The following is a 16,778-nucleotide window of genomic DNA, read 5'->3' as shown; positions in this document are numbered from 1 at the left end:
AAACATGTGAACGGATCCGAGTCATACATCTCCAAGAACCGCCCCACTGTTGGCCTTCGACAGCCTCTGTTTCGCTTCGAGTAGATACTTGTCGAAATAGCCCGGCTCAGTGCGCGCACATAATTCCTAGTTATCGTTACTCATAGAAACTGCTGGAAGTGAACCTCAATCCCGCGCGCTTAGCAAGATAGCATATTCATGCAATGACTAACTTTGCGGACATCGCAGTTGGCCTTTTGTGATACACGAGACGAAGCTGGAACTCCAATTTGAAGTGGGCAAGGTTGCAACATCACATATCGTCTAGTTATCTCTGGTCGTTGAAACTTCAGCGAAAATTTCTGATGTCCTCAGCAATGAAGGGACTAATGGAGATTATCCCCGATGAACCACCAAGAAGCTGGACGGGAGTGATGCCTGTTGTTGTCTGGCCGCCCAATAGTAGCCTGTCGGGTATCTCGGTGGAATCCAAAATAATCTGCAAGCGCTGAGCAGCTGTTATAGCTGAAACATTTTCCACCCGACCTGCAACATAACCAAGATCGTCAAGAGCGCGGTCTCGGACGCTCGTTTCAAGGCCAGGGGTATTGATTGCGGCCACATAGCCCACCTTTGCATCGCCCCAGTCACCGAGATTCGCAGATGCGTCGGAATAGGCAATCAATGAATTGGATGCTATTGCCGGAGCCTCTTCTCGCGATAGCCACACAGCTTGGAGCGAAGCCCCGCGTGCCGTAGCAAATGCGGACAATCGGAACTCAGAATCGTTCGAGAGATTTGCAGCAAGCATAAGACTGTCGGATAAGCCCTTAAACTGCCGAGCGATGTTGGTAGCATCACCTGCATCTAAAGCTGCTTGAAGGCTGGGAGTTGTGGCGACAAACTGTGGTACAGAAGCAAGGGTCGTGCTCTCCTTTGTTACGTCCAATCCAATTGCGTCGGCATAGACAACGGATGCAAAAAGGGCGAGTTCCCGAGATCTTTGTGGATCCGTCGATTGTAACAACTGAGCTCGCTCAAATATCGAGTCGCCAGCGGACGCGTTTCGAGTACTTGCTAGTTGACGGGTTAATTCTGTCCAAGCGATCTCAAAGCTTTCACGTTCCTGAGGCGGCAGGTCGGCTTCCCGACCGGCTAAGGCCCTATCTAGAATGCAGTCCCTGCGCATGAAGAATGTGGCGAGGTCATCTCTTGGCTGCCAACTTGGGCCTGAACCCTCTTCTTCATCGACTTTTAAGACCACACTTACAATTTTGCGGATCGCAGCATGTAAGAGAGCATTGGTCGGTCGAGTTGCAGAATCCACGCTCCTAAGAGTCTCAGCAAGCTCATTACTGGTCGCGTTGACAAGAAGTTCAGCGGTTTTAGTAACCTCATCTTCAAAGAGTTTTTCCATCCACGATACAAGTGGATCACGTAAGCATCTTGCTGGCATAACAAGCCCCAGACCCTTCTCTAGGTCCGACGACTTTTGAAGAATGACGCCAAGCGTTAGTGACTGACTGTCTAGGTCTGTCAATGGTGCACCACTGTCACCTCCTTCTGAATGGTAGGCTAGGCGGTAGGTGCAAAGCATCTCAGTAGAGTCGCTTGGAAACAAGGCCGGAGACAAGCTCCCTTTGTCTTCGATTAATGAAGATGAGTTTGCAAAGAACGACTGAACAAGCGCCTCATCGTATGTGGTTCCAAATGGGCCGATAGCAATCCGACGCTCTCGCATTTGTTGACGGAGTTCTGGGTCCTCGACTTGTAACAGTGCAAGATCTCTCGCTTGATTTTCTTTGGGTATGTTCGTGTTTGTCCCACTCTCGCCCAACACAGCGATAATTGTAGCAGTCGTTTCTCTATTGCTAGGACCTTCGAAGTCTCTGAAAACGAGATCGAGTTTAGCACCGTTCGCTCGAAGCCCATACTCCTCTTCAATAGCTTGTAGCGCAACATGGCGAGGTGTCAGCAATAGGCCAAGCGTACCATCTACAACGACAGCATTTCCACGATAGTTTCCTTGGCTTCGCTCGCCGGGATCAAAAACTTTCGCAATCGTACGGTTGTCGTCGAAGGGGGTTGCAGCTCCGGCTGAGTAGTAGTCCGCTGCAATGTTGCAGTAGTCCAACTGTTGGCCTTGTGCCGGATCCACATACAGCAATCCAGCAATTGCCCATGGAACACAACGAACTACCATTTCATTCACCGAAAGTAAGGGTAATCCGCTGCAGTTCGGAAGCGGAGATTTCCCCACCTGCACCAGCTTCAATCGGCGGAACTGCGATGCTGATCTCTCCATCAGCATTCTCAGAAAGCGCAAACTCTAGCGTGATAACAAATTCCTTTGCATCAAGAGGTGGTTCGCCGCCCATGGCGAGACTGCGTGCGGCAGCACCTTCAAAAATTGCATTTGAGAGAACTGATCGGATCGCATCGCTGGCCGCAGAAACGTTTTCCGAACCACCCGCGTCCGGAGGCGTGAGTACCATACGTACGTTAGAGGTCACCGAGTTTGTTTGGGCTGCGCCAAGCTTAATGATCCAGAACCCAATGCGACCGTCTGCTTCAATACGGTTGACCAAATTAAGCTCCACTGCCACTTCAGAGAGAGCCAACATCTCGTTTTGAACAAGGTTTTCTTGGGCATCAAGCAATGACAACTGAAGTGTCCTGATCATTGATGAAAGCGTAACTTCCTCGGCATTCGCGAAGGACGGTAGGATCACACATACCGTTAAGATCAAACGATTGATTACTCTGATAATCACGATTTTCTCCTTAAATAGATGCTCGAACTAGACGATCTGACAGTGTTAGCGGGCATGTCTCAATGACTGTTCACAATGGTTTTGAGTCACTTGAATTCTCAAACTTGCCTAAAAGTGCGGAGAGCTCGGACCGGCCCACTATGGGCATTTTTATCATCAGCTAGGTCCAGGCAGACATTAGATTGTGTTGGGCGGCGGCATAGACCTTTGTCATGCAAATATATTTCCGAGTTTCGTCAGAATTCGGATCAAATTGGCAAGCGCATTCAGTGATGCTGAGACGGCCTTCAGGTTCTCTTGAGCTTTTCGCCCCCGACTAGTTGCTTGCGCCAGTTTTTTGTTTAAGTCAGTCAGGCTAGTGCTGGCCAATATCGATCTACGACTATTCGTGATAAGCAAGTTTACCCTGCTTAGTTGAACAAGGACTTTTTTCGCCGAGATTTCCTTTTGACGATCGCCAGTCTTTCGGGCTTCGTCTCGCTCCTTTTTGACCTCTGAAGCAGCAGCTTTTCTTTGTTTCTTTAGCTCGTCAAGTTTCTGAAGAGCCCTATTTTGTTCTGATGACAACGCCATACTACACATCCTCCTTCAGTACGTTAATTACACTTTCGATTTCCGTAACTGTTTCTAGGACCTCCTGGGCCGACCCTCCTGTGGTCAATCGTGCAAGCAGTTGCCCGTGGCTTTGGCGAAGCAACTTCATGACATAGCTTGGCGACTCATTCTGCGCTGTTTGATATTCAAAATGGGCCGTTTTCAGGCTCTCTACTGCCTCGCTGTAGCGTCGGGGATCACCCGAGGCCTGTGCGTTCACAACCTCTTCTTCAGCGTCCACCAATGCGCTATGCGCCGCTGACAATTCACCGTCCAGATCCAGATAGGCCGCGATAATCAAGGTCTGAGTCTCGATGACAGGATCCGCACGACGTACGAGGGAGCGCAACGCGCCAATGCGATATTGTCCTGCAAGAAAACCGGTTGTGGCAGTGAAGGCATCCCCTCGCCTACCTGCATCTTCGGCAAGGGTGGCCAATGCCGCAGACTTGCCCTCAGCCGCGTCATTTAGGGCCTTTGCCAGTTCCTGCGCTTGTGTTCGAACCGCATTCGAATCTTCGTCAGACGCCAAGACCAAGAGGATAGCAAAATAGGCTTCCATTTCATTCAAAGCTGTCAACGCTTGTGTTGCGTTGACAGGACCGCTGTCGAGGTCAGCCAAAAATCTTAGTCGGCAATTGGCCATTAGGCCATATTCATCAGAGTCATCACAATCTTCCGTTTCATAAACCGTCGCCCCCGACAGGATCAGCTCTTGTTCTGCGTTACGCACTTCGTCGGCCGCGCGAGACCGAAGCATTGGACGCAATTGGCTATCAGTCACCGCCAATAGATCCACAGAAGATGCTATCTCTGGTGTGACATTTGGCACCGTGCATCCGTTCAGGAACAAAATCACTCCAATTGAGTGGCAAAACCTATTCATAGTACACCCCATGATGTTTCCCTTTGAAAGAATTGGATTTTTAGGGCGACACGAGGCGCCCTGACAATATCAGTTTTCGATCAGGCACAAAGCTTTCACTTCTACCCGAGCCGGATGCTTCAGTGTCGATACGCCGGGTTTGTTCGAATTTGGCAAAAGATCTGCATTGAGGTCAGGCGTTCCGCGGTCCAACAAAATCCATCCTTGAACACGCGACATGAGTGTTTTTAGTTTTCGTTCCAAAAAAATTCTCCTTCTCTAGAAATACTCCACGAACCTACGAACGAACGAGCATATTGCTAAGAGCGTGGCACTCGCCCACTTCTTGCGGGTCCGGGATACGGAAGCTGTCCGACACCTGCCTTAAGCTTGCGCGGTCGTCGGTATTGCGCTGGCCGATCTGCCGATGTTAGGTACGCATCGGCCTTGTTGCGCAGCCAAAGATAGTCACCAATTCTGGGGTCGGATGACTTTGGATCCCATTCGGCTAATGCAGTGGCGATGTCCCGAGTCGCCAAGCCGGTAGCCATGCTGGTGCCACGGTAGGCGACAACCGACCCATCCCGCGACCCAGCAGCCAAAAGACCAAACAAGGACGGAGCATCTTCACTGGGATAAGATGCATCAAGGATTTCGCGCCCCAGTCCGTTTTGCTTACTGACTCCGTCGTTTGTGCTTGAATAGATTTCGGGCTTCCCATCGCTGGTGCGGTAGCCGCCGACCACGTTGACATGCACCGAAGTGGCAAGCGCGTTTTGCGAGCCTTTGATCTGGACCGGGCCAAACTCTAACCAACTGTCTGTCGCGTCTCCAGAATCATAATCATAGCTGTCGCGGGGGCGGCCATCTTCGCTAAACGCAATTGCTTCGAGGTGATCAAAGTATGATTTGCGGCCGGTCCTGCTGCCGGGCATCGTGGACTGATCGGATTGGACGTACATGTCCGCGTTCACGACCGATCCGTGATACTCAAGGCGAATGCGCCACGCCCCTGCCGGAGCAAGTGTGCCATCTGGTAAGTGGCTGGCTGTAGGCGCAACAGCCAAAACAAAACTCACCCGCTCGCCCTGAATTTGACAATAAACCCGTGCAATGTCGTCCAAGTTCGAATGATATCCGCGCTGAAGCAGCGGCACCTCAAGGTCGTCATATCCCGGCGGACTGACAAAAAGCTTGAAGGCAGTGCTACTGGGCTGCTCAGCTTCCGTGTGCTCGTCCGGCGGCAGCGCCGAGTTCCAAATCTCCACGAAATTGGATGTGTGATCTGCCGGCAGAATGCGCCAGGGCACCGCGAGTTCAGACATGAGTTCATAGTTGCGCCACTTGCCGGTCCCCATCAGAGCCCGGGCATGACCGCGATCAACATTCTCGTTGCCAGCAGGCATGACGATCCTGGTTGGTGCGGCGTACTTTTCCTGCCGCTCCCGCAACAATGCTTGGATGCCGAGCTCAAGCGACGAGTCGCCAGTCTTGGGGCCCGCCTGCATTCCATAGGAGAAATTTACAACCAGTGGATAGCCACCTTCCGGGACATTGCCATGAGCAGCGCGATTGGCTTCCCAAAGGGCGTCAGCGATGTGGAATATCCGCTCCATCGCAAATATGGCCCACAAGGCGAGGAAGTTTCCGGCCGAGCCGTGCAGCGATCGGGGCGGCAGATTTACAGCAATGATCCGGTTTGAGGCAAGTGTGCTGTCGGGTGTGCAGCGCGCATCGAAACCGCTGGCCAGATCCAACACATGGGTGCCATGCGCCGCATGAAACTCAAGGTCTCGGTGACCCAAACTTTCGTGGGGTTCGATCAAACGCGCGGTTCGGACGAATGCATCTTCATCCAACCGCCCCAACAGCGAGCCGTCATGCGTATGATCTTTGATCAACCGCTCGATGTCTTTGGAATAAAGCTCCTGACCGAATGGCAAGAACGACTGGCCACCGTGTGATGCCGTTTGCTGCCATGCCGCCACGATGCGAGAGGAGCCCTCTGAACGCCGACTGCGTCGATGAGCGAGAGCAATACCTGTATCGACCACGCCCGTCAGAACGGTATTTTCGGGCAAATCGCACGGGAGGTTGTCAACGATCTGCCCAACGCTCCACGGATCAGCGGGCCCTTCGGGCTTTGCGGCGTGGGCCGGTATTGGAACGGCTTGCGTGTAAAGGTTCTCGATTGCCCTTCTAGAGTACTCCTTGACGCTGTGCGCATTCTGTTCAGGCCTTTCCATAAAGGCTCGTGAAACGAATTTTTCCTGGCTATCCGCACCTTCGTGCCGTGTCCACCAATCAACGTAAGGAGATGTGTTGAGAGGACTCCTCTCGGCTTCCGCCCAGGACAGGGTCATGGCTGTTTGTCCGTCTTTGGAAGTGGCGGCCATTCGGCACAGGCTTTACTCCACAACGCGCTAGCAACCGCGCATTTCTCTATCTCTACGTCGCGGTCGACGGCAAGCGCTGGCATATTGGAGAGCAAAAAGTCCGGGGTCATCGTGCGACCTTCGTGGTCTGTCGTGACCTCCCCCCTCCCATTTAGAATGAAGTTGGCCGCTGGCATGTCGCCACAGTGGAGTATTCCGCCAGTCGCAAACTGACACACCAGGTCACCAACATAGCAACCCACCCAAGCGCCTGCTTGGGAATCTATTGGGAAATGTACACCCGCTACTGTGCGATTGCTTGCAATCCGATGCGCCAGCTTGAATGGAAGACCTCCGCTGGCAATTCCCTCGCATGACCCCTGGCCTGTCGATAATCGTTGAAAAACGGTCGCGATAGCAAAGGATTCCATTGCGTGCCCAGACGGGTAACTCGAATGATCCGGAGTCTGAATGACGGGCTGAACTTCCGCGGCAAAATCAATGGGGCGCGGAGCGCGGCAATAGTATTTCATTTGCCGTTCAACATGGATCGCAATCCGTCGCGCAATGTCCAGCATCATCAACGTATACTTGCGGCGGCCTTCGTCGAGATAGCAAAGCGCGCCGAAGTATGACAACAGATCATCAAGTTGCATGTGAATTTCTGCAAGTCGGTCTGCCCGCAAATCGGAATAGGCCCGCACCCAGTCTAGGTTGGCCTCAAAGTACTCCGGCGATGGCCGCGATATCGTCGTGACTGGGCAACCGTCATACTGAAGCGTTGCTACTCCCTGTGACCCTTGAACAGAAATCTTCGAGACAAGCTTTGACTCAAGGACCGCCGACTGACCAGGCAATCCAATTTGGTCTAAGTAGATCTCATCCGTTGGAAGACGAAGGTCCTGCAAGCTATGTGGAACTGTTTTCGAGCCCGACCAAAACCCGGTAATGCCGTCCCGTGCAGTGTTGAGAGACTCACTTAGTAGGGGGGAGGCTGGACTGTCGGCATGCGCCAAGTCGCGCCCTCTCACAGCGCCCGAAGTTCCACCCGACGTACCACCTGATGTTCCACCCGACGTTCCGCCGGATGTACCTCCAAATCTTGGCATAGCACCCTCCCTACTTTTTCAAGCACTAAGGAACGACTTAAGCAGGCCTTGATTCAAGGCGTTTCAAAAAAAAGGAGAGAAATCACGGAACTTTCACGGTAGTATCGAATAGGGAAGTGTGGGAGCGTAACTGGAAGTGTTGCGGCAGTGTGTATGTTAGGTAGGCAGAATTCGCTAGTTAAATTGTTTCTCGGTGGGCCGTTTCGTATCATGGATTCGCAAGGCCAATGCATTGAACTAAAGTCAATGAAATCTCGAGCTTTGTTAGCTCTATTGGCTTCGAGTGAAAATGGGCAACGAGGTCGTAGGTGGCTTGAGTCAGTATTGTGGGGCAATGCGACAAACGAAAGGGCGAAGACAAGTCTTCGCCAAGAATGGGCCAAACTCAAGAAAGATCTGTATCCACTCGGTGTGAGACTTACATCCAATCGTCGCGAGCTAAGCTTGGATCTCTCAACAATACAGATTTTCAAGTCCGAAGATGGTGATGTGTTTCTAGAAGGAATGTATATTAGCGAACCCAACTTTCTAGACTGGCTGAATTCTCAGCGGCATTCGAATACACCACAATCCTTTGCTCCAAACCTCAATCGGTTCGAAAAAACCGACTGCGCTTGGAAGATCATTATCGCGTACAATGCCAAAACCGGTCCCAATCGTTGGTTTGCCCAGCTATTCGGGGACGCGGTTGCGTCGAACATCAATGAAATGATGACCATCCCAGTATTGTTCGATAAGGTCGGTACCGAAGAACACAAAAACGCCTTTCGTGTTGAAACAGAAGTTCACAGTCTTGAAGCTAGAATGGGAATCCGGGTCACGCTGTCGCGGTGTGACAACGACCAGAAGATGTGGATTGGCAGTTGCGATATTCCGTCTTCAGGAGCACCGCCGATCGAAGATCCCAAAGTTGTCGGACTCATTACTCAACTGATAGCCTCGGTACGCCATCATTTGTTTCGGATGCGGCATGAGGGTGCGTTGACCGAACCAGACGCTTTGTACGAGCAAGCCATCCGAAACATTTTTTCGATGGATGTAGGGCGCGTCGCTGCCGCAGACAAACTGCTGGCTCGAGCTTATGAGTATCACCCGCGCGGACTATTCTTGGCCGCTCGCGCGCAGATCCGGGCCATTCAGCGAGTTGAGCGCTTCTCAACGGAAATCGACCAACTGATTGATGAGGCTGAAGAGTTTTTGACGAAATCCATGGAGGATGAACCAGGGAACTCAATGGTCTTAGCGTTAGTGTCAAATACTGCTGGACATTTGATGCGCTCACCCGATCGCAGCCTAGAATTTGCTGGGAGAAGCGTCAAAATCAATCCGTCAAATCCGATGGCATGGTGGTCTCTTAGCTCTGCCAACATGTATATTGGCAATGTTAGGTCTTCCTTGGAGTACGCGGTAAAGGGCTTGCAGTTAGCTGAAGTTTCTCAATTTCGGTTCTGGTGGGATCAACAAGCGTTCGGAGCGGCATATTCACTTGGAAGATATAACGAAGCGTTACAGCTTGCGAAACGGGTTAACTTGCAAAATCCATCATACCGGCCGCCCCTACGGTATCTAATTTCGCTTTATGCTCATTTCGGATTAGGTGACGAGGTGGAAACAGCGGTTCAGGCCCTTCGCAAGTTGGAGCCGGATTTTCAGCTTCGCCAAATGTACGAAGATCCCGCCTATCCGGCTTCCCTGATCCACAAATCACCTGGGCTGGACGTCGAGGCGCTTCGGGAGTTCTTCTCGTGAACCAAACGAGCTCAATACATTATTGCGCCAATAGGTTTCGTTGTGGCACGCGTATCCTTCGTGCAGTCATCTAAGAGTTTTTGACGATCGTGGGTCGGTTGGCTATTGTCGCCTAGTTCGACAATGGGTCCCACTATCGTTACCACTTTGGCGGGCAATTTCAGCGTAACGAACCGCCTGTGCTGAACTGGCTGAACTCAACCAAAGGAGTTCAGCATGCCACATCTCGATCAACCGCATATGTTTCCTCCAAATGAGCTATTCACAATACAAAAGCTAGTATGCATCATGCATGATTACATTTTCGTGCGAAACAAGTCTCAGGATGGATTGCTAGGGTTGTGTGCAATGATTGACTGGGCTGTCGACCCTGGGATCCTTTGGGCACTCAACCGAGTGTATTTCCGGCGGGATGAAATGACAGTTTTCTTAAAACGGGATCTCTTCATCAAACGGTGTTGCTGGATCTCCGGGCTTTGCTGGCAAAGGAACGTTGGACGTAACGAAAAGGTTTATGATGTCATCTCGGTCCATAAACATGATCTGACTGCGCTTGGTTGCGTCAAGCTTGTTGCCAATCCAATTGCGGGCAGCTTTCGTGATCTCGCCTCCGGCGATGATGAACACATGATCGACCAAGACACGCCTGCTGACTTCGGGATCGAAAACCTCATGGCCCAGCATCATTGTGACCTGGTTATGGATCTCAGCAACATTTGCGTTTGATGACTTTGTAACACCGGCTGAGTCGAGCTTGCCCCGCTTGGCCTGGATACCAAAGTACAGGACATGTTGTGTCGGAAGGACGTGACGCATCCAAATGTCTTTGCCGTATTCGAGTGCCTTGTCCTTATGTCCAGCAGCAGTGATCCTCGAAAAGCCGAGTTGTCGAAAGAGCGGCATGAGAACATCTTTAATGAGCTCGTCCTCGCTGCATTTGTCCAAGAATGCAGTCAACGCCTCTTTCTTTTGGGTTTCCTCGGGTGAAAGCGGTCTATGCGGGCTACTGGACACTCCTGCGATGGCATTTGTGTCCGTGTTCCTGAGATAGCAGCGGCGATCTTTTCCGTAGAAGGCCTCGTATCCTTCCCGCGCGAGGTGGGCGTTCAGGGCCTCGAGCGCCCCTGGGCGGGCGGGCGGTTCATTCTCAGCATCCCCTTGATCCATTAGACACTGAATGACCCGCAGAAACGCATCAGGCGGCGTTTGGGCGTCCTTAGAGGGCTCAGCTAGTATGGCTTTAAGAGTATCCGCAACCCACCATGACCGGGTTGACCCATCGTGCTCAAAGAGCGTTCCCGCGTCCTTAAAGAAAGCCGTCAAATAGTAGCTGGAACGATAGGGAAAAAAGTAGACTTCATCCTCTGCGCTGTTCCCACAGATCAATTCAGCCAAGCCCTCAACGGTACGACGACGAAACTTCATACTGGTCACATCTCCTTGCAGGAGTTCTAGCCCTGCTCCTCGTTTCGTGGTAGCGTTTACTTGAGCGGATAGTCGTCAATTCGCGATGGCGCAAAATCAACCACCCGGTATGGCTGATTTCCGTATATACCCCTAGTGCAAAATGCGATAGCTAAGCATCGGTACCCAATGACCGTAATGCCATATAGCGCAATACATTGTAAGACGGGTATGGTTGAAAATGCACCATCGCGAAGCCGCCGGAGGTGGTTGTCGGGTAGGTGTCGTGTCGCTAGGTCATACGTGAAAGGACGAACCTATGGCTAAAGCGACAAAATCTACCGGCAATCAGCCAAAAAAATCTTCGACCGAAAAAATCTATGGTCCGAAGGTATTGTCGCATGGCTATACGGCTGTGCCAAATATTCTAGTGCGTGCGCAATCGCGGCTTGGGATCAACACAACACAGTTCAATATCATTGTTCAGTTGCTGAGCTATTGGATGCGGCCTGATAACCCTCCGTTTCCTTCAAAGAAGGATCTTGCCAATCGCATGGGAATTACACCGGCAACGGTTCGGATCAATATCAAGGCGCTTGAAGATGCCGGCCTGATTGAAAGGGAGCAACAAATTACGGCGCATGGGGATTATGGCTCAAACATCTATCGGTTGAATGGGCTTGTTGCAAAGCTCAAATCACTGGTGCCGGATTTCGATGACGAGCGGGAAGAGCGACGCGCTGCGCGTGAAAAAACCGAGACACCAAATGCCCGTGCACGCGCCAGGCGCAAAGGTAAGGCGGGCTAGAGTATGTCACGTCTGAACAAGAAAATCCTTTGCTTTGTTGATGAGTACGCACGGCGGGCGATGACAATTTCCCACTGGGCTGCGCCATGGTCTGGTCTTCGGAATGTGGCAAGGCGGACAAGGCGTTCAGCGACTTGCTGCCTAAGTCTGTGAATGAGGTCCATGCCGCAAGCTGGGCCAAACCTGGGCTGCAGAGCATCTTGGCTCAATATGCGCAGTCTTCTGCACCTGCGAGCTTGCTAATGATTAACAAGCGGAGCCGCGGGCTCGTTGGTAGTCGCCCTGAGCTCTACGCACGTTCGCTGGTTGAAACCGTGAAAATAGGAGTCCGCAGGTTTGCATCGTCGAATGGCCTGACCCGAAAAGTGGGGAACGTCGAGGTCATCATAGATGTCAACGAACAGAACGCGCACCCTACGTTTGGCAAGATTATAGAGTATGCGAGGTGCAATGACGGACTGTTCCGGGCCATCACCCGGATTACGCCCTTGGATTCGTCGGCATCGCGCATGCTTCAGCTTGCAGATGTGGTGGCCCATGCGCGCGCTTGGATCGACAAGGAAGAAGAGAATGCGAAGAAGTTGAAAGACATCTACAAAATCGAGGTTCTATAACGTCAAAAACCGCCACAAGGGCGGCTTTTAAGGTTGCGGCTAGCAACCGGTCCTTTTGTGAGGCCCGGGTCACCGCTGCTCCCGCCCGGCACGCGGCCTAACGAGTCACAAGGGATATATAGCCCCAATGGGCAAATAATTCAATAACTGCTTATCCTAGCCATTTTGTACGTATACTTGACATAGTATATATTTTGTACTATATAGATCTCATCGGCAGCTCTGGGCCCGGTGGCAACTTGCAGTAACACGTTGGTGCTTGGCCCAGATCGTCCGATTTGTCCGAGCGGCGCAATGCATACGCAACTCCATGAATGTGATGCGTCGTTCTCCACACTAGAAAAGGAGAAATCGAATGACTGAACATATCGATTGCAGCTTTCGGTCGAGAGACCGGAACTATGCCTGCCGCATTTAGCGTTCAGGCAGATGTGAAGCTCCCTGAGAAGGTTCCAGGTGGAGCGTTTGGGATGTTCCTTTTGGCGGCGATCAATCGCCTCGAAGAGGACGCCTACGGCGCAAAAATCGCGAAGCTTCTTGACGAGCATGGAAGAAAGGCTCCGACGCCACGGGTTTACCAGAACTTGGCGCAGCTTGAGGAAGCCGGCCTTCTCACATCGCAAACCCATACTGGTGATGGACCTCGTGTCCGTGGAAAGCCTGCGAGAATTTATTCTCTGACAGATCCTGCCAAATCCATCATTCAGTTTTTTCTGGCGGACGCGGGATAGGCGACAAGGGTCGCAGGCGCAACACACGGAGGTCCACATGGCCCCAAACGTTACGCCACCTGAAAACGAAGAGGTCCGCCCGCCTGGGCTGGCAGCGTGGATGGTTAAACATTCACTGCGATCACAAGATCGCGAAGAAGGTCTCGCGGCTTTTGAAGACGCATTTGCTGATGACTACGCACAAACTGGTGATCTGCCAGCGGCGCGTCGCAAGGCATACCGCGATGGATGGGACGCACTACAATGGGCATACAAGCCTGTGGTCGATATAAGCATGTACGTGCTGGCGATTACTGGGGTTGTATTGGCAATGGTCGCAGTTTTTTAGGTCTGGCGCTTTGGCGCTCGGCTCAAAGATGTCTTCTCCCTTCCCGCTCAAAACCGCCGGTTCCAAACCGGCGGTTTTCTATGTTGAGGGTATGCCAACGTGATGCATTGCTTGATATTGAGTGAGGCTCTAACGACAGCGAGAGTCTCTTCATTTGATCAGAAAGAAAGTAGCGATAGTTCGCTGACTTTGGTGTGGTGTCGGTCAGAGGTGCCCCAGTTACGATAACTAGAAGCTATCCATGCTTCTTGCTGAAGCTGCAACCTTGCAAATTTCAGCTGCCATGGCCTTCGATACCGAAAGAGATCTTGTGCAGCGGCCCACGGGCGACGGTTTTCTCGAAAGGACAATCAGCGACAGCCGCTTAAGTGAGGTCAGCGCGGAATACATGCCGCTTAGCATGCCGATGTTTTTCACGTTAAGCACAAGAGGCTCAACAGACCTTCGAGATCTGGGCGATGATTAGGTCAAAAGCCCGGAAATTTGTGTTTCTTCTTAACGCTAGCTGCTAGACATGTCCTTATTAAACGTCGTCGCAAATGGGATCTTGGCTTCGTCATGCACTCTTGGCCTTATCCGTTCAACGACTTCGGCGAGGTCAGTCCGGTCCTCCGCTTTCGGATCAACAATGCCAATTTCAATAGCTGTTTGGTCCCCAACACTGCTCCATTCGAGGCCTTCCGGCATCTTAACGCGGCGTAATTCGATTGTTGGAGCTACTGGATCACCATGCAACCGAAGGACGCCGATTTTTAACCCTCGTACGACGTCTGCATCACCGTCGTCATCAAAAACATAGTACGCTGTTTGTGCATGCTGAATATCTGACGCTTTGAGATCTTTTTCCGCTACTCCTAGGCGGGTCTCATACGTAGCGCCAATAGCTACGAAACATTGGCGATTGGCAAAAACCAGACCACCAGAAATAATTTGATACTCTCTCCCCGCGTCGTTTTTTATCTTTCTCAACTCTTTGAAGCGGAGAACGTTTGGATCATCATAGTAGCCAAACGGAAGTAGTCTTTCTCGGTCTTCGTCGTTCTCATAAAAGAAGAATGCAGACCTGACGATCCGCCCCGGTACCCCCAACGAGTAGCGACTTGCCTGATACCAACCCAGAGGTTTCTTTACGTTGATGGAGTCGATGCCCCCATGGGGCATGAAGAACTTGATGGATCGATACGCCAAGTCCTCAAAGTAACACACACAACTCCTAAAACTTACATTCGCTGAGATAGTGTCCACTATCCGAGGGATAAGGCTGTCGTTCGAGGGGGAAACTCCGTGAATATTGCTCAAAGCTGAAAATCGCGATGAAATAGTACCCTTAGACAGGACACCGCCGTCCTGCTTTTGGCGATCCAAACCATGATCTATTAGCCATTCTACACAAGAATCGTTGCTAGTGCGGGCGTGCAACCCGCCGAGCTCAAACCGGAGTATTCCTGCCCAATCGGCAGGGCTTATCGACCCAGAATTCCATAAGTTATTGATTTCTGGCAATTTACCCACCCGCATTATCGCCAAATACAAGACACTTATGTGCCGAATTAAGCCCTTGTCAGGACTTGTGGGATATTGTTTACTTGTCTTCAAGAAAAAACATCTGCTATGGCGGAAATAATTACTTCAACATTCGCAAAGATTTCGCGAGACTTAGCGCACGGAGGCGTTACATGCAATTCGTTGCCTTCGTCGTAAGCAGTACCCATACATCATCTTCGGACAAGGGCGCAGCGGAACCTCAGCGCCCTTGTCCGTTAGTCACGTTCGCGCTCAACGCGCACTGCTTCGGTTTAACTGACAAAGAAAGGTCGACATTTTAGAGCCTATCAACGCAAAGGGGCTTTGCCGAAGCAAAACCCCTAAGGTAAACTTGAACCCTGCACAGGATTTTCTGCCTACACATGATTCATATCCGAAGGTCAGCGCACAATCAAGGCGTCGCATCTAAAAGGTATGCATATGTATACAGAAATTTTTTGGTTACCTCAATTTGATAGTTTAGTATTCTTGTCGAGCACATACAGATGAAATCACGGCTTCGCCTCTGGCTAGATGGTGACAACTCAAACGTCACTGAAGAAGAGTTGAGTTCAGTGACAAATGACGACTTAATCGCGTTAAGTCGAGCAGCACTTAGACTTCCAGCGATCAGAAAAGGTCGTGAGAATGAAGAAGTGTTATTAGATAGTTATGTGGAGAATTTCAAGCATCGTATCCAACGGGCCTTTTCCAGTACATTCCCAGCAGAGTGATTAACCGAAATACTAGTTAGGTAGACGATGCCACAACACCGCTTTTCCAGGGAACTGGATAGCATCGAAAAATTCTTGCAAGAAGATATGACGGCTCCGAAGCGGCTTAGCTATCTTAAAGCCAAGGCATACGATGACGTCCGCGAGCACACTCGAAATCAAAATAGCTTAGGGGCTAGAGAGCTTTCTGAAGTACAAATCGACTCGCTTCGCTTGGCGGCCGGTGTACTTGCATTGCGAGCGATCGAAGAAGTTTTAGCAGCAACTTCCTCCCTCATCCGTCCCGCAGATGAGGCGGCAAATGCTCAAATCTCGGTTCAAATGGATTCCCTAGAGGCGGTAATAACTACGCTGAAATCAGGTGATTACCCCCAAAATATTAGATGGCCAAAGAAAAACAACGGTGACGGTAAACTGCAAGTTGATGAGGAAGAGTTTCAGTTTGAGAAACATGTTGTTGAATTTTGGCGGGTAGCTGCGCGATTTCATATGGCAGTAGTCGAGCGCTCTCACTGGAGGAAGACTCTTCGGTACCTGTTTGGTAACTATTCAATGAAGGTAAAGGACGATGTCGATCAAGAACTGAAGAGTGCGTTGTCATGGAGAGCCTATGTGGTTGTGTCAGTTTCACTCAGTTTGGCATCAGCCTTAGTCTACTCGCTCGTAATTGATCCGTGGCTCTACAAAGGTTTGTTTCTTGCGGCTCTTTGCGGGGCAATCTTCGGTGCCGTGATAGTATTTGTCTTTGATCCCAGACGAATACTTGTCCGTGTTGGAACAGCTCTACTGTCGATGGCCACTATAACGGCGGCAATACAGCTGAACATTTCCCTGGAATTCAATGACTTGGGGTTTCCAAAATTCAGTTTTGATAACGACGCTGCGGCTATAACGACGGGTGGTGGTATCGTAATTTGCTTTTTGGCCGCTTTAGCGGTCGGATGTTTTCTCCTGCATGCAAGAGCCAACAGAATTTTTGAATAGAAGCGTATAAATGTTCGATTGTACTCGACTTTGACTTCTGGACACCCCGTTGCCTCAAGTAGATATGGACCTGTCACGTTTTTGTGCCGCCCCAGGTGCTCGTTTAGGCCACTTTCCGTTCGAAAGCGACCGGGCTTTTCCAGCCCAAAGCTGAGTGCCGCCTGCGCGGATTGTAGAAGCCATTGATGTATTGGAAGATGGCGACT

At 51.1% G+C, this 16,778-nt stretch carries 17 protein-coding genes; 8 read left to right on the top strand and 9 right to left on the bottom strand.

The features are described from left to right. Nucleotides 1–328: 328 nt before the first annotated feature. The 7 genes from ACFWW2_RS00885 to ACFWW2_RS00855 all read right to left on the bottom strand — a co-directional run bounded on the left by ACFWW2_RS00885 (nucleotide 329) and on the right by ACFWW2_RS00855 (nucleotide 7,243). Nucleotides 329–2,146, bottom strand: a complete 1,818-nt coding sequence (locus tag ACFWW2_RS00885; protein ID WP_393925478.1) for a hypothetical protein — start codon at nucleotides 2,144–2,146, stop codon at nucleotides 329–331. A gap of 37 nt (nucleotides 2,147–2,183) precedes the next feature. After that, entirely contained in the window at nucleotides 2,184–2,753 is a 570-nt protein-coding gene (locus tag ACFWW2_RS00880; protein WP_393925477.1) for a trypco2 family protein, read from the bottom strand. A 210-nt stretch (nucleotides 2,754–2,963) separates the two neighbouring features. After that, nucleotides 2,964–3,326: a hypothetical protein gene (locus tag ACFWW2_RS00875; RefSeq protein WP_393925476.1), complete on the bottom strand. Its 363-nt coding sequence runs from the start codon at nucleotides 3,324–3,326 to the stop codon at nucleotides 2,964–2,966. A 1-nt stretch (nucleotide 3,327) separates the two neighbouring features. Beyond that, on the bottom strand, nucleotides 3,328–4,206 hold the full coding sequence (locus tag ACFWW2_RS00870) for a hypothetical protein (RefSeq protein ID WP_393925475.1): 879 nt from the start codon (nucleotides 4,204–4,206) through the stop codon (nucleotides 3,328–3,330). A gap of 96 nt (nucleotides 4,207–4,302) precedes the next feature. Continuing rightward, nucleotides 4,303–4,476, bottom strand: a complete 174-nt coding sequence (locus ACFWW2_RS00865) for a hypothetical protein (protein ID WP_393925474.1) — start codon at nucleotides 4,474–4,476, stop codon at nucleotides 4,303–4,305. 56 nt (nucleotides 4,477–4,532) lie between these two features. Continuing rightward, nucleotides 4,533–6,575, bottom strand: a complete 2,043-nt coding sequence (locus ACFWW2_RS00860; protein ID WP_393925473.1) for a hypothetical protein — start codon at nucleotides 6,573–6,575, stop codon at nucleotides 4,533–4,535. After that, nucleotides 6,572–7,243: a phosphatase PAP2 family protein gene (locus ACFWW2_RS00855; protein WP_393925472.1), complete on the bottom strand. Its 672-nt coding sequence runs from the start codon at nucleotides 7,241–7,243 to the stop codon at nucleotides 6,572–6,574. Before ACFWW2_RS00855 ends, ACFWW2_RS00860 begins: the two co-directional genes overlap by 4 nt. Nucleotides 7,244–7,942: 699 nt before the next feature. Here ACFWW2_RS00855 and ACFWW2_RS00850 point away from each other — a divergent pair. Then, a complete protein-coding gene (locus ACFWW2_RS00850; protein ID WP_393925471.1) occupies nucleotides 7,943–9,445 on the top strand; it encodes a hypothetical protein in 1,503 nt (500 codons plus the stop codon). A gap of 429 nt (nucleotides 9,446–9,874) precedes the next feature. On the opposite strand, the gene ACFWW2_RS00845 is transcribed toward ACFWW2_RS00850, so the two are convergent. Beyond that, nucleotides 9,875–10,870 carry a hypothetical protein gene (locus ACFWW2_RS00845; protein WP_393925470.1) on the bottom strand — a complete coding sequence of 332 codons (996 nt, stop codon included), beginning with the start codon at nucleotides 10,868–10,870 and terminating at the stop codon, nucleotides 9,875–9,877. A gap of 298 nt (nucleotides 10,871–11,168) precedes the next feature. Here ACFWW2_RS00845 and ACFWW2_RS00840 point away from each other — a divergent pair, with 298 nt between their 5' ends. The 5 genes from ACFWW2_RS00840 (at nucleotide 11,169) to ACFWW2_RS00820 (ending at nucleotide 13,796) form a co-directional block, all read left to right on the top strand. Next, the gene (locus ACFWW2_RS00840) at nucleotides 11,169–11,657 is read left to right on the top strand and encodes a helix-turn-helix domain-containing protein (protein WP_393925469.1); all 489 of its coding nucleotides are present in this window, start codon (nucleotides 11,169–11,171) and stop codon (nucleotides 11,655–11,657) included. An 86-nt stretch (nucleotides 11,658–11,743) separates the two neighbouring features. Further along, complete coding sequence (locus ACFWW2_RS00835) at nucleotides 11,744–12,271, top strand: DUF3800 domain-containing protein (protein WP_393925468.1); 528 nt, start codon at nucleotides 11,744–11,746, stop codon at nucleotides 12,269–12,271. A 401-nt stretch (nucleotides 12,272–12,672) separates the two neighbouring features. Continuing rightward, on the top strand, nucleotides 12,673–13,002 hold the full coding sequence (locus ACFWW2_RS00830) for a PadR family transcriptional regulator (RefSeq protein WP_393925467.1): 330 nt from the start codon (nucleotides 12,673–12,675) through the stop codon (nucleotides 13,000–13,002). 37 nt (nucleotides 13,003–13,039) lie between these two features. After that, nucleotides 13,040–13,330, top strand: a complete 291-nt coding sequence (locus tag ACFWW2_RS00825) for a hypothetical protein (RefSeq protein WP_393925466.1) — start codon at nucleotides 13,040–13,042, stop codon at nucleotides 13,328–13,330. A gap of 241 nt (nucleotides 13,331–13,571) precedes the next feature. Further along, a complete protein-coding gene (locus tag ACFWW2_RS00820; protein WP_393925465.1) occupies nucleotides 13,572–13,796 on the top strand; it encodes a hypothetical protein in 225 nt (74 codons plus the stop codon). 35 nt (nucleotides 13,797–13,831) lie between these two features. On the opposite strand, the gene ACFWW2_RS00815 is transcribed toward ACFWW2_RS00820, so the two are convergent. Next, a complete protein-coding gene (locus ACFWW2_RS00815) occupies nucleotides 13,832–14,491 on the bottom strand; it encodes a hypothetical protein (RefSeq protein WP_393925464.1) in 660 nt (219 codons plus the stop codon). 869 nt (nucleotides 14,492–15,360) lie between these two features. On the opposite strand from ACFWW2_RS00815, the gene ACFWW2_RS00810 reads away from it, so the two are divergent. Then, on the top strand, nucleotides 15,361–15,588 hold the full coding sequence (locus ACFWW2_RS00810; protein ID WP_393925463.1) for a hypothetical protein: 228 nt from the start codon (nucleotides 15,361–15,363) through the stop codon (nucleotides 15,586–15,588). Nucleotides 15,589–15,615: 27 nt separating this feature from the next. Beyond that, entirely contained in the window at nucleotides 15,616–16,572 is a 957-nt protein-coding gene (locus ACFWW2_RS00805; RefSeq protein WP_393925462.1) for a hypothetical protein, read from the top strand. Nucleotides 16,573–16,778 lie beyond the last annotated feature (206 nt).

The sequence above is a fragment of the Yoonia sp. R2-816 genome, assembly GCF_046762905.1.
Classification (GTDB): Bacteria; Pseudomonadota; Alphaproteobacteria; order Rhodobacterales; family Rhodobacteraceae; genus Yoonia.
The sequence above is the reverse complement of the archived record's forward strand: the minus strand, read 5'-3'. Positions and strand labels throughout refer to the sequence as shown.

Bases quoted from the DNA above. Each gene is read 5' to 3' on its own strand.
- ACFWW2_RS00835 (WP_393925468.1), top strand. From the start codon at position 11,744: ATGGTCTGGTCTTCGGAATGTGGCAAGGCGGACAAGGCGTTCAGCGAC.
- ACFWW2_RS00845 (WP_393925470.1), bottom strand. From the start codon at position 10,870: ATGAAGTTTCGTCGTCGTACCGTTGAGGGCTTGGCTGAATTGATCTGT.
- ACFWW2_RS00820 (WP_393925465.1), top strand. From the start codon at position 13,572: ATGCTTCTTGCTGAAGCTGCAACCTTGCAAATTTCAGCTGCCATGGCC.
- ACFWW2_RS00850 (WP_393925471.1), top strand. From the start codon at position 7,943: ATGAAATCTCGAGCTTTGTTAGCTCTATTGGCTTCGAGTGAAAATGGG.
- ACFWW2_RS00855 (WP_393925472.1), bottom strand. From the start codon at position 7,243: ATGCAACTTGATGATCTGTTGTCATACTTCGGCGCGCTTTGCTATCTC.
- ACFWW2_RS00805 (WP_393925462.1), top strand. From the start codon at position 15,616: ATGCCACAACACCGCTTTTCCAGGGAACTGGATAGCATCGAAAAATTC.
- ACFWW2_RS00830 (WP_393925467.1), top strand. From the start codon at position 12,673: ATGCCTGCCGCATTTAGCGTTCAGGCAGATGTGAAGCTCCCTGAGAAG.
- ACFWW2_RS00860 (WP_393925473.1), bottom strand. From the start codon at position 6,575: ATGACCCTGTCCTGGGCGGAAGCCGAGAGGAGTCCTCTCAACACATCT.
- ACFWW2_RS00875 (WP_393925476.1), bottom strand. From the start codon at position 3,326: ATGGCGTTGTCATCAGAACAAAATAGGGCTCTTCAGAAACTTGACGAG.
- ACFWW2_RS00815 (WP_393925464.1), bottom strand. From the start codon at position 14,491: ATGCCCCATGGGGGCATCGACTCCATCAACGTAAAGAAACCTCTGGGT.
- ACFWW2_RS00825 (WP_393925466.1), top strand. From the start codon at position 13,040: ATGGCCCCAAACGTTACGCCACCTGAAAACGAAGAGGTCCGCCCGCCT.
- ACFWW2_RS00840 (WP_393925469.1), top strand. From the start codon at position 11,169: ATGGCTAAAGCGACAAAATCTACCGGCAATCAGCCAAAAAAATCTTCG.
- ACFWW2_RS00810 (WP_393925463.1), top strand. From the start codon at position 15,361: ATGAAATCACGGCTTCGCCTCTGGCTAGATGGTGACAACTCAAACGTC.